This window comes from Amycolatopsis australiensis, assembly GCF_900119165.1.
GTDB classification, from domain to species: domain Bacteria; phylum Actinomycetota; class Actinomycetes; order Mycobacteriales; family Pseudonocardiaceae; genus Amycolatopsis; species Amycolatopsis australiensis.
The window spans coordinates 6083656-6096796 of sequence record NZ_FPJG01000006.1 but is presented as its reverse complement, the minus strand read 5'-3'; the positions used below and the strand labels follow the sequence as shown (position 1 = coordinate 6096796).

The following is a 13141-nucleotide window of genomic DNA, read 5'->3' as shown; positions in this document are numbered from 1 at the left end:
ACGCGCCTTTTTGGCATACGTCCGACAAACGGCGAAACACTCACCGCGGCAAGGGTTTTCCGAATTGGATTTGTGTCGCCGGACGGTATCTTCGCGCCCCGATTCATTGTTAGCGTGATCAACCATGCGCGCGGGGAGAACGGGATGACGACCGTCGTTTCGTGGTGCTTCCGGCACGCGGTGGTGGTGGTCGCGCTGTGGCTGGCCGCGCTGGCCGGACTCGGCTTCGCCGCGCTGCACACCGGCGGGGCCTTCCGTGACACGGTCGTCCTGCCCGGCGCGGACAGCACCGCCGCCACACGCCTGCTGCGCGGTGCCGGGACCGAGGAGCACGTGGTCGTCCGCGCACCGGACGGTCCGGTCGACGCCGGCACCGGCCGCGCCCGGCTCGACGCGCTCGCCGCCCGGCTGGCGGCCCTCCCGCGCGTGGTGGCCGTGAGCCCGCCGCCCGGCCGGGTGTCGGCCGACCGGCGGATCGCGGTGCTCACCGTGCGGTTCGACGCGCCGGCCGCGGACCTGGGCCGGGGCACGGCGGAGGCGTTCGCCGGGGTCGTCCGGAACGCCGGCGGGCTGACCGCCGGGGCGGCGGGCGAGCTCGCCGCGATGACGGCCGCCGCGCCGGATCTGGGCAACGCCGGGATCGGCCTGCTCGCCGCGGCGCTCGTGCTGCTGGTGACGTTCCGGTCGGCGTGCTGCGTGCTGCTCCCGGTGCTCACCGCGGCCGTGTCGGTCGGCTGCGCGCTCGCCGTCGTCACGCTCGTGTCGCACGTCCTGACCGTGCCCGGGATCAGCACCGAGATCGCCGCGCTGCTGGGTCTCGGCGTCGGCGTCGACTACGCGCTGTTCGTGCTCACCCGCTTCCGGCAGGGCCGCCGGGACGGCGCGGAACCCGCGGCGGCGTTGGCGGCCGCGGCGGCGACGTCCGGCCGCAGCGTGGTCTTCGCCGGCGTGACCGTGTGCGTTTCGCTCGCCGGCATGCTGACCGTCGGCCTGCCGTTCCTCGACGGGATCGCCGCGGCGGCGGCGGTTTCCGTGCTGCTCACCGCTTCGGCCACGCTGACGCTGCTGCCGGCGTTGCTGCGCCCGGTGGCCGGGCGGATGCGGGTTCCCGCAGCGGGCGGCGGTGGCCGCTGGGCCCGGCTCGCGGCCTCGGTGACCCGGCGGCCGGGACCGTACACGCTCGCGGCGCTGCTCGTCGTCGCCGTGCTCGCGCTGCCGGTGACCGGCCTGCGCCTCGGCGTCCCGGACGCCACCCTCGACCCGCCCGGCAGCGTCACCAAGACCGCCGCCGAGCTGCTGGAGCAGGGCTTCGGCCCCGGCGCCGGCGCCGATCTGCTCGTGGTGGGCACCGGCGACCCCTCGATGGGGACACTCCGGGAAGCGCTGCTCGCCCGCGCCGCCGTGGGGACGCCGGTCACGCTGCCGAGCGGCGGCTGGCTGCTCGCGGTCACCCCGCGGACCGCCCCGGACGACCCGGCCACCGGCGAGCTGCTGACCTGGACGCGGACGATGGCCACGACCATCGGCGGGCCGGACACGCACGTCGGCGGGCTCGTCGCGGCCCGCGCCGACTTCTCCGCGGCCGTCACCGCGCGGCTGCCGCTGTTCCTCGGCAGCGTCGTCGGCATCTCGGTGCTGCTGCTGGCCTGGGTGTTCCGCAGCGTCGTGATCCCGCTGACGGCGGCGGCGATGAACCTGCTCACCGCCGCCGCGACGACGGGCGCGGTCGTGACCGTCTTCGGCGGCCCGATCGAGCCGTACCTGCCGGTGTTCCTGTTCGCCGGGCTCTTCGGGCTCTCGATGGACTACGAAGTCTTCCTCATCGCGCGGATCCAGGAGGCGTGGCGGCGCCACGGCGACACCCGGGCCGCGGTGGTCGGCGGCGTCGCGGCGACCGGGCGGACCATCACCGCGGCCGCCCTGATCATGGCGCTGGTGTTCGTGGCGTTCGCGTTCGTGGACGCCCGCGTCGTGCGGGAGGCGGGCGTCGGCCTGACCGTGGCCGTCCTTCTCGACGCCGTCGTCGTGCGGTGCGTGCTGGTCCCGGCGGTGATGACGTGGTCCGGCGAGGCCAACTGGTGGTTCCCGCGGGTCCCGGCGGGCCGCGAGCCGGTGCGGAGCCGCCGATGACGGGCCGGACCCTGGTGATCATCGCGCTCGGCGCGTTCGTCACGACCCTGGACAACACGATCGTCGCCGCGGGCGCGCCGTCGATCGCCGCCGATTTCGGCCTCGGCCTCGGCGCGCTGCAGTGGGTCGCGCTCGGCTACATGCTCCCGTTCGCCGGGCTCCTCCCGGTGGCGGGCCGCCTGGTCGACCGCTGGGGCCGGCGCCCGACGCTGTCGGCCGGGCTGCTCGCGTTCGGGGCCGGCGCGGCGGCCGGGGGCGTGGCCGGGTCGGCCGGGCTGCTCGTCGCGGCACGGGTGCTGCAGGGGACGGCCGCGGCGTTCCTGGTGCCCGGCCTGCTGAGCCTGCTGCGATCGAACCTCGGCACGCGCGGCCGGACGCTCGGCGCGGCCGTGTGGACCGCGTCCCTGGCCGCCGCGCTGGCCCTCGGCCCGGCCCTCGGCGGCCTGCTGAGCGAATACCTGGGCTGGGGCTGGATCTTCTTCGCCAACCTGCCGTTCGTCGCGGTGATGCTCGTGCTGCTGCCGTCGACCGTGCCGCGTGTCCGGGACCCGGACGGGCCGCGTCCGCCGGTCGCGTCGATGGCCGTGGTGACGGCGAGCCTGGTCCTGCTCACCGCGGCGCTTGCCGAGCTGGGCGACCACCTCCGGGCCGGGATCGCGCTGCTCGCGGCGGGTTCGGCGCTCGGCGGGTGGTTCGTGCTCCGGGAGCGGCGGGCGCCCGCGCGGCTGGTCCCGGCGGCGCTGACCGGCAACCGCGTGTTCACCGGCTCGCTCGCCGTGCAGGTGCTGTGGGGCCTGGGAATCTCCGGCATCGTCTTCTTCACGCCCTTGCTGCACCAGGAGTTCCTCGGCCTCGGCCCGGTCCGGGCCGGGTTGCCGCTGGCCGCGGTCGCCGTCGCGGTGGCGGCCGCGGCCCCGCTGGTCCCGCGGGCGGTGACGGCGTTCGGTCCGCATCGGACGGTCGCCGCCGGGCTCGCGGTGGTCGCGGCCGGGCTGGGCGCGCTCGCCGTCGTGAACCACGTCCCGGCGCTCGGGCCGCGCCTGCCCGCGCTGGTGCTGATCGGCGCCGGCTCGGCCTTCACGACGCCGTCGACGTCGCACGCGCTGGACGTCGTGGCGCAGCGGCATTCCGGCACGGCGTCCGGGCTGCTCACCGCGTCCCGTGAGCTGGCGAGCGCGCTGGGCGTCGCGCTGATCGGCGCCGTGCTGACCGCGGTGCGGGCGGTGCGGCTCGGCTCGGGCGCACCGGCCGGGGAAGCGCTCGCCGACGGCTACACCGCCGGGCTGCTCGCCGCGGCCGCGGCGACGCTCGCCGGCGCGCTGCTCGCCCTGCGCGTTTCGCGGGTGATTCCACCCCGATCTCGTCGCCGCGTGACAAACACGCGGTGCCGTAATTCGTTTGCCCGTGAGCACGCGGAATCGCCCGATTGACAACCCGCCGCGAGCGGCTATTCACTGCGCCCGCCAACGCTATCTGCGAGGAGCCATGGAAACCCTTTCCCACCCGGTTCCCGTCACCGGGAAACCGGCCGAGGACCGCGAATCGTTCGCGACACTGCTCGGCCGGTGGGCGCGCGTCCTCGGTGACGAGACCGCTCTCACCTGCCTCGACCACCGCGGCGCCGCGGACGGCCGGGCGGTCACGCTCACCTGGCGTGAGCTCGACCGGCGGGTCAGCGCGGTCGCGGCGCGGCTGAGCGCGCTCGCCGCGCCGGGCGAACGGGCCGCGGTGCTGGCCGGGCAGTCCGCCGGCTACGTCGTCGCGTTCCTCGGGGCGATCCGGGCGGGCCTGGTCGCCGTGCCGCTGTTCGCGCCCGGCCTGCCCGGGCACGCGGGCCGGCTGGCCGTGGCCCTCGCCGACTGCACCCCGCAGGTGGTGCTCACCACCACCGGCGAGTGCGACGCCGTGCGCGCGTTCGTCCCCGGAGTGGCGGTCGTCGCCGTCGACGCGGTACCGCCGGCGGAGGAGCGCGAATGGCCGGCGCCGGATCCGGACGCTCCGGCGTACCTGCAGTACACGTCCGGCTCCACGCGCTCGCCGGCCGGGGTCGTGCTGACCCACCGCAACGTGCTGGCCAACGCGCGCCAGGCGTGCACGGCCTACGGTGCCGAAACCCGGACCACCTCGGCGGTCAGCTGGCTCCCGCTGTTCCACGACATGGGCCTGATCCTCGGCGTCGGCGCCCCGATGGCCGGCGGCCTGGCGTCGGTGCTGATGGACCCGCCGGCGTTCCTCGAACGGCCGTCCCGCTGGCTGCGCGCGCTCTCGGCGAGCCCGGGCGCGATCAGCGCGGCACCCAACTTCGCCTACGCCTACTGCGCTGCCCGCGTGTCCGCGGCCGAGAAGTCCTTCGTGGACCTGAGCCGGGTCGTCGCGCTGATCAACGGCAGCGAACCGGTGCTGCCGGCCACGATCGCGAAATTCCACGACGCCTTCGCCGAGTGCGGGCTGCGGCCGGAGGTCCACCGGTCGTCCTACGGCCTGGCCGAGGCGACGGTGCTGGTGTCCGTGACCGACGCGGGGAAACCGGCCCGGCAGGTCACGTTCGACCGCGACCGGCTCGCCGCCGGCTCCGCGGTGCCCGCCGCGTCCGGCACGACCCTGGTTTCCTGCGGCCGCCCGGTGGGCCAGCGCGTGCGCATCGCCGACCCCGCGACCGGCGAGCCGGCCGGGCCGGGCGAGGTCGGGGAGATCCGGGTCAGCGGGCCGAATGTCGGCCGCGGCTACTGGGGTCGCGATTCGGCGGCCACCTTCGGCCTGCCGCCGCTCGACCCGCAGACCGGCGAAGGCTGGCTGGCGACCGGCGACCTCGGCGTGGTCTTCGACGGCGAGCTGTTCGTCACCGGGCGGCTCAAGGACCTGGTCGTCGTCGACGGCCGCAACCACTACCCGCAGGACATCGAGCAGACGGTGGAGGAGCACCCGGCCGTCCGGCCGCATTCGGCGGCGGTCTTCGCGATCGGCACCGGCGACGGCGAAGCCGCGGTCGTGGTGCTGGAACGCGCCAAGGGCTCGGACGCCGGCGTCGCCGAGGTGGCGTCCGCGCTGCGGGCGGCGGTGTCGGCCGGGCACGGCCTCCGGCTGCACGACGTCGTCGTGCTGGCGCCGGGGCAGGTCCCGCGAACCTCCAGCGGCAAGATCAGCCGGGCCCGCTGCCGGGAGTCCTACCTGGACGGCTCGCTGACCGACCGGCGGCTCGGGTGAAGGGGCCGGCGGAGATCCGCGCGTGGCTGCTCGACCGGCTCGGCGCGGTGGATCCCGACCGTCCGCTGGCCGAGACCGGACTGTCCTCACGGGACGCGACGGTGCTGGCCGCCGACCTGGGTGAGTTCGTCGGCCGTCCGCTGGAGGCGACACTGGTCTGGCAGTACCCGACGGTGAACGCGCTCGCCGATCGCTTGTCCACAGTGGAGTCATCGGCGCCCGATCCTCCCAAGTGGATGGACGACGAACCGATCGCGATCGTCGGCCTCGGGTGCCGGTTCCCGGGCGGGATCGACTCGCCCGCGGCCTTCTGGCGGTTCCTCGACTCCGGCGGCGACGCGATCGGGGACGTCCCGGAAGGCCGCTGGGAGACGTTCGCCGAGGACTTCGCGAGGCTGCCGGTGCGGGGCGGGTTCCTCGACGACGTCGCCGGGTTCGACGCGACGTTCTTCGGCATCACGCCGCGCGAGGCCGAGGCGATGGACCCGCAGCAGCGGATCCTGCTGGAGGTCGCGTGGGCGGCGCTCGAGCACGCCGGCATCCCGCCGTCCGGGCTGCGCGGCAGCCGGACCGGGGTGTTCGTCGGGTTGTCGGCCACCGAGTACGGGTCGCTGACGATGACCGACGTCGCGGCCGCCGACGTCTGGTCGGGCACCGGGGCCGCGGCGAGCATCGCGGCCAACCGGCTTTCGTACCTGCTCGACCTGCGCGGGCCGAGCCTGACGGTGGACACGGCGTGCTCGTCGTCGCTGGTGGCGGTGCACCAGGCGGTGCAGAGCCTGCGTCGCGGCGAGAGCGAGGTCGCGCTGGCGGCCGGGGTGAACGTGCTGCTGTCGCCTGCCGTCACGGCGAGTTTCCAGCGCGCGGGGGTGCTGGCCGCGGACGGCCGCTGCAAGCCGTTCGACGCCGGGGCCGACGGGATCGCCCGCGGCGAGGGCTGCGGGGTGGCGGTGCTCAAGCCGTTGCGCGCGGCCCGGCGCGCGGGCGACCGGGTACTGGCGGTGATCCGCGGCAGCGCGGTGAACTCCGACGGCCGTTCCAACGGCCTGACGGCCCCGAACCCCGCGGCGCAGAAGGCGTTGCTGCACGAGGCGTACGCCGCGGCGGGCGTCGATCCGTCCTCCGTGGACTACGTGGAGGCGCACGGGACCGGCACGCCGCTGGGCGACCCGCTGGAGGCGGGGGCGCTGCGGGCGGTGCTGGGACGCGAGCCGGAACGTCCGCTGCTGCTGGGTTCGGTGAAGAGCAACCTGGGCCACCTCGAAGGGGCGGCGGGGATGGCGGGGCTGCTGAAGGTGGTGCTGGCGATGACCCACCGGCGGCTGCCGCCGAGCCTGCACTTCCGGGCGCCGAACCCGCACATCGACTTCACCGGGCTGCGGGTGGTGACGGAGGCGACGGAGTGGCCACGCTACGCGGGCGTGGCGCGCGCGGGAGTGTCGGCATTCGGCTTCGGGGGGACGAACGCGCACGTGGTGGTGGAGGAATGGCCCGCGGCGGGGTTCCCGCCGCGGGCGGCCGGGGGGCCACAGGTGTTCGCGTTGTCGGGGCGGTCGGAGGAGGTGCTGCGCGCGCGGGCGGGCGAGCTGGCTGACTGGCTGGCGGTTTCGGACGTGCCGCTCGGCGCGGTGGCTTCGACGCTGGCCCATGGACGCGACCATTCGCGGGTCCGGGGTGCGGTGGTGGGGGACGGCCGGGAGGAAGTGGTCGCGGGCTTGCGGGAGCTGGCCGCGGGGCACGGCTTGGTCGGCGAGGCCGGGGAAGAGACGGCCGGTCGCGGGCTTCGGGGCGCGGGTGCTGCTCTCGGCCGGGCCGCGGATGGTGGCTCGCCCGGCGGCCGGGAAACCGTGGTTGCCGCGGAAGGCCGCGCGTCTGCCGATCCCGGCGTTGTCTTCGTCTTCTCCGGCTACGGCTCCCCATGGCCCGGCATGGGCCGCCGCCTGCTCGAGTCCGAACCGGCCTTCCGGGCCGCCGTCGAGGCGCTCGATCCGGTCTTCCACGCCGAGACCGGCGTCCCGCTCAGCGAACTCCGCGAGCCCGCCGACCTGGCCGCCGCCCAGCTCGCCCTCTTCGGGATGCAGCTCGCGCTGGCCGGGCTCTGGCGCGCCAACGGTGTCACCCCCGCCGCCGTTCTCGGGCACTCCATGGGCGAGGTCGCCGCCGCCGTCGTCGCCGGGGCGCTCGATGTCGCCGATGGCCTGCGCGTCATGGCCACCCGGGCGCGGCTGCTCGCCGAACTCGATCGGGACGGGGCCGGGGCCATGGCCGTCGTCGAGCTGCCCGCCGCCGAGGTCGCGCGGTTCCCCGGCGTCAGCGTTGCCGTTCACGCGTCACCCACCCAGTGCACCGTCAGCGGCACCGCGGACCGCGTCGACGCCCTCGTCGAGCACGCCGAAAGCCTGGGGAGGCTGGCCCGGCGGCTGCCCGTCGGCGGGGCCGGGCACTCCGCCGCCGTCGACGCCGTCCTCGGCCGGTTCCGCGAGGCCGTCGCCGGCATCCGGCCGCGGACGCCGGAAATCCCCTGCTACACCAGCGTTCTCGCCGATCCTCGCCAGACCCCGGCCTTCGACGTCGAGTACTGGGCGGCGAACCTGCGCCGTCCGGTGCGGTTCAGCCAGGCACTCGAAGCCGCCGCGGGCGACGGGCACACCGCATTCGTCGAAATCGCGCCGCATCCCGTCGCCCTCGCCGCCATCGAGCAGACCACGGGCGTGCCGGCCCTGCCGTCGGCGAGCCGCCGGATCGACGAGCGGACGGCCTTCCTGACCAGCCTCGCCCGGTTGCACGTCGAGGGCGTACCCGGCGTGCTCGCCGCCCGCCCGAGGACGACGGCGGTCGACCTGCCGGGCCCGGTCTGGCAGCACCGCACGTTCTGGCCGCGCCGGGCCCGCCGCACCGGCGGGGGCCATCCGCTGCTGGGTGTCCACATCGAACACCCGCAGGGCCACGTCTGGCGCGGCGACGTGGGCACGGCGGCACAGCCGTGGCTCGCCGATCACACCGTCGCGGGCCGGCCGGTGTTCCCGGCCACCGGTTTCCTCGAACTGGCACTGGCGGCCGGGCGCACCGGCCGGATCCGCGACCTCGAGCTGCGCGAGGTCTTGCCGCTCGACGAGCACACGGAGGTGACGGCCGCCCTCACCGGCGCCGAGTTCAGCGTGGCGGCGAAGCGCGGCGGCTGGGTCCGCCACGCCACGGCCCGGATCGAGACGGGCGGGACGCCGTCGGCGCCGTTCGGCGAGACCGGCGGCGCGCCGACCGACGTCTACGGCGTCCTGGCCGAGCTGGGCCAGGACTACGGCCCGGCCTTCCGCGGCCTGCGCCGGGTAGTCGCGGCGGACGGTCGTGCCTCGGCGTCGATCGCGCCGCCGGAAGCCGACCACCCCGCCTACGTGCTGCACCCCGCGCTCGCCGACGCCTGCCTGCACGCGCTGGCCGCGGCGGTCGGCCAGGCGGACGCCCTGTACCTGCCGTTCACGATCGGCGAGGTCGTCGTCGCCGGGGATCCGCGCCGTGGCGTGCGCGTGGACGCCGTGCTCACGTCCACCGACCCCGGCGGCGGCGGTCTCCTCGGGAGTGTCCAGCTGGTCGACGCCGATGATGCCGTCCTGGTCGAATTCCGTGACGTCTATTGCCGGCGGCTGCGCGACGCCGCCCTGGATCGGCTCCTGTTCGAGGCGGCATGGCAGCGCGCCGACGTGCCGAGCGGGCGTGGCCGGACGTCGATCACGCTGTCCGAAAAGGACGAGCCGGGCGCGGTCCGCCTCGGCGACCGGGACGCGCTCGCGAACCTGCTGCGCTCGCAACGTCCGGACGCGGTGGTGGCGCTGCTGAGCGGCGAACCGGTGCCGGACCCGGCGCGGGCCGCGCGACGCGTCGCGGCTCTCGCCGGGGTCGTCGCCGAGCTGGCCGAGCTGACGTCGCCGCCGCGGTTGTGGCTGGTCACGGCCGGGGCGCAGAGTGTCGAGCCTGGCGAGCCGGGGCACCCCGACCTGGCTGCGTTGCGCGGGCTGGTCCGCGTGCTCGCCTTCGAGCATCCTGAACTGCGCGTGAGCACGGTGGACTTCGACGGTCCGGCCGGGTCGTGGCCGGGCAGGCTGCGCGAGGAGGTCGCGGCGGACGGCCCGGACGACGAGATCGCCTGGCGCGCGGGCGTCCGCCACGTGCGGAGGCTGGCCCGCCCGAGGCTGGGCGACGCGGTACGGAAGCCGGTCCGCGACGGTGCCTACATCATCACCGGCGGTCTGGGCGGCCTCGGTTCGGCAGCGGCGAGATGGCTGGCCGAGCACGGCGCGACGCGGATCGTGCTGAACGGCCGCCGCGGCGCGAAGCCTGACACGGCCGAGTACGCCGCGGCGCAGACCGTGCCGAGCGATCGCCGCGCGGAGCCTGGTGAACCGGGCATCGCCGAGCCGGGCACGGCCGAAGCCCCGGCCGAGCACAGCCACCAAGACACCAATCCGGGTCCCGGCATCCGGGTCGTGGCCGGCGACATCGCCCAGCCGGGTACCGCCGAAGCCCTGGTCGCGGCGGCCGTCGAAGGGGGCGTGCCGCTGCGCGGGGTGCTGCACGCCGCCGGTGTCCTCGCCGACGGCGCCGCGATCAGCCTCGACGCCGAGACGCTCGACGCCGTCTGGCGGCCGAAGGCGCTGGGCGCCTGGCGGCTCCACGAGGCGACCGCCGGGCACGATCTCGATTGGTGGCTCGTCTACTCGTCGTCGGCGGCGTTGTTCGGCTCGCCCGGCCAGGCCGCGTACGCGACGGCGAACGCGTGGACCGACGCGTTCGCCGCCTGGCGACGGGCCCAGGGCCTCCCCGCGGCTGGCCGAACGGCCGTTCTTCGGGCTGTTCGCCCCCCGGACCGAACCGTCCACTTGGGATGGTCTCGACACACTGCGCGCGACGCCACCGCGAGCAGCACGCGCGGCGATCGCCGACCACCTGGCGGACCTCGTGGCGGCTGTACTCGGCCACACCGACATCGACCGGCACGTCCCGCTGACCCGGCTCGGCCTCGACTCGCTGTCGGCGATGCGCGCGAGAGGCGCGGTGGAGCGCGACTTCGGGCTGCCGTTGCCGATCCCGTTGCTCCTGCGCGGCGCCAGCCTCGACGACCTCGCCGCGCACCTCGCCGAGCAGGCCGGCTTCGGGACCCCGCGTCCGGCCGAGACGCCCACCGTCGCACCGCGGGACCCCGCCGAACGGTGGGTCGCCCGCCACTGGCAGGCCGAACTGGGCGGCCCGGAACCCGGCGTCCACGACGACTTCTTCACCGTCGGCGGCGACCGGGAAAGCGCCCAGCGGCTGCAGGCCGCCTTCGCCGGACAGCTCGACGCCGTACCGCCCCTCGAGCGGCTGTTCGCCACGCCGACCATCGCCGCCATAGCCGACCTCCTGCGCGCCGAACTGGAAGGTCACGGCGGTGGCCCCGTCCGGCTGCTGCGCGACGGCGTCGACGAGCCGGTCTTCCTCTTCCACCCCGCCGGTGGCCCGACCAGCGTCTACCGCGAGCTGGTCCGGCTGCTGCCGGAAAGCCTGCCCGTCTACGGGTTCGAACGGCTCGACGACGAAGACACCGTCGAAGGCAAGGCCGCCCGCTACGCCGAGCTGATCCGTGAAATCCAGCCGGGCGGCCGGTACCGGCTGGGCGGCTGGTCGTTCGGCGGCTGCCTGGCCTACGAGACGGCCCGGTGGCTGCCGGGACCGGTCGACCTCGTCTTCCTGATCGACTCCATCCTGCCGCTGCCGGCGCCCGGCACCTCGGCCGGCGACCTGCTGCTGGACCGCTTCGACCGGTTCGCCGAGCACGTGTCGCGCACCTACGGCGTCCCGTTCGAGATCCCGCGTGACGACCTCGCCGGCCTCGGCGAAGACGCGCAGATCCGCCGGGTGCTGCAGCGGCTGACCGAGCGTGTCCCGGACCTCGGTGCGGGCGTCCTGCGCCACCAGTACGAGTCCTATGTGGACTCACGAGTCGCCGAGCGGTACACCCCGGCCCGCTACGACGGCCGGGTCCTGCTGCTGCGCGCCGCGGACCCGCACCCGCTCACCACCTCGCTCGACCCGCGCTACCTGCGCACCGACGACACGCTCGGCTGGGACGAGTTCTGCGGCGCCCTCGAAGTGGTCCGGGTGCCCGGCGACCACGTCTCGATGATCGATCCGCCGCACGTGACGACGCTGGCCACCGCCCTCGCCGGACGCCTCGCCGTGGGGGTGCGGTGATGGACGAGCTGACGCCGACCACCGCGTTCCGCATCGCCGACCTCGCCGCCCGGCAGGACGAAGCCGTCCGGATCGCCGAGAAGAAGGCCGTCGACCGGCAGCACGCCAAGGGCAAGCTCACCGCCCGCGAACGGATCGGCCTGCTGCTCGACCCCGGCTCCTTCGTCGAGCTAGACCAGTTCGCCCGGCACCGGTGCAGCGAATTCGGCATGGCCGCCACCCGGCCCTACGGCGACGGCGTCGTCACCGGGCACGGCACCGTCGACGGCCGCCCGGTCTGCGTCTTCTCCCAGGACTTCACCGTCTTCGGCGGCAGCATGGGCGAGGTCTCCGGCGAGAAGGTCCTCAAAGTGATGGACCTGGCCATGAACCTCGGCTGCCCGGTCGTCGGGATCAACGACTCCGGCGGCGCCCGGATCCAGGAGGGTGTCGTCTCGCTGGCCTACTACGCGGAACTGGGCCGGCGCACCGCCCACGCCTCCGGGGTCATCCCGCAGATCTCGATGATCATGGGCCCGTGCGCCGGCGGCGCCGTCTACGCGCCGGCCATCACCGACTTCACCGTGATGGTCGACGGCACCTCGCACATGTTCGTCACGGGCCCGGACGTCGTGCACGCGGTCACCGGCGAGCGCGTCACCGCGCAGGAGCTCGGCGGCGCGGCCGTGCACAGCGAGGTCGCCGGCAACGCTCACCACCGGGCCGCCGGCGAGCACGACGCCATCGCCTGGGTGCAGACCCTGCTCGGCTACCTGCCCGCGAACAACCTGGACCCGGCCCCGGAGTACGCCGACGACACCAGTCCCGTCCTCACCCCGGCCGACCTCGAGCTCGACCGGCTGGTGCCCGACGCGCCGAACCGGACCTACGACATGACGGAGCTGATCGCCCGCCTGGTCGACGACGGCGAGTTCACCGAAGTGCACAGCGCCTTCGCGGCCAACATGATCTGCGCGTTCGGCCGCGTCCAGGGCCGCACCGTGGGGGTCGTGGCGAACCAGCCGCGCCACCAGGCCGGCGTGCTCGACATCGACGCGTCGGAGAAGGCCGCGCGGTTCGTGCGCTTCTGCGACGCCTTCTCGATCCCGCTGCTCACGCTGGCCGACGTCCCCGGGTACCTGCCGGGCACCGGCCAGGAACGCGGCGGCATCATCCGCCGCGGCGCCAAGCTGATCTACGCCTATTCCGAAGCCACGGTGCCGAAGGTGACCGTCGTGGTCCGCAAGGCCTACGGCGGCGGCTACGCGGTGATGGGATCCAAGCACCTCGGCGCCGACGTCACGCTGGCCTGGCCCACCGCAGAGATCGCGGTGATGGGCGCCGAAGGCGCGGTCGAGGTGCTGCACCGGCGGAAGCTGGCCGCGCTCCCGCCCGAGCGCCGGGCGGCCGCGCGGCGGCGGCTCACCGACGAGTACCGCGAGCGCCACACCGGCCCGTACCTGGCCGCCGAACGCGGCTACATCGACCAGGTCGTCACGCCGTCGCAGACCCGGCTGCACGTCGCGCGCGCCCTGCGGACGCTGCGCACCAAGCGCCAGACCCTGCCGGCCAGGAAGCACGGAAACATCCCGCTGTGAAGGAG

At 75.2% G+C, this 13141-nt stretch carries 4 protein-coding genes and 1 pseudogene; all 5 read left to right on the top strand.

Annotated features, from left to right (window positions below; genetic code table 11):
* The first annotated feature begins 144 nt into the window (after window positions 1-144).
* The 5 genes and pseudogenes from BT341_RS29750 (at window position 145) to BT341_RS29730 (ending at window position 13136) form a co-directional block, all read left to right on the top strand.
* Window positions 145-2130 carry an MMPL family transporter gene (locus BT341_RS29750; RefSeq protein ID WP_072479423.1) on the top strand — a complete coding sequence of 662 codons (1986 nt, stop codon included), beginning with the start codon at window positions 145-147 and terminating at the stop codon, window positions 2128-2130.
* The gene (locus BT341_RS29745) at window positions 2127-3560 is read left to right on the top strand and encodes an MFS transporter (RefSeq protein ID WP_143168672.1); all 1434 of its coding nucleotides are present in this window, start codon (window positions 2127-2129) and stop codon (window positions 3558-3560) included. The genes BT341_RS29750 and BT341_RS29745 overlap by 4 nt, the downstream gene beginning before the upstream one ends.
* Window positions 3561-3615: 55 nt before the next feature.
* Window positions 3616-5334 carry a fatty acyl-AMP ligase gene (locus BT341_RS29740; RefSeq protein ID WP_072479422.1) on the top strand — a complete coding sequence of 573 codons (1719 nt, stop codon included), beginning with the start codon at window positions 3616-3618 and terminating at the stop codon, window positions 5332-5334.
* Window positions 5331-11559: pseudogene (locus tag BT341_RS29735) on the top strand (beta-ketoacyl synthase N-terminal-like domain-containing protein). Before BT341_RS29740 ends, BT341_RS29735 begins: the two are co-directional and overlap by 4 nt.
* On the top strand, window positions 11559-13136 hold the full coding sequence (locus tag BT341_RS29730; RefSeq protein WP_072479421.1) for an acyl-CoA carboxylase subunit beta: 1578 nt from the start codon (window positions 11559-11561) through the stop codon (window positions 13134-13136). The pseudogene BT341_RS29735 and the gene BT341_RS29730 overlap by 1 nt, the downstream one beginning before the upstream one ends.
* Window positions 13137-13141: the final 5 nt, after the last annotated feature.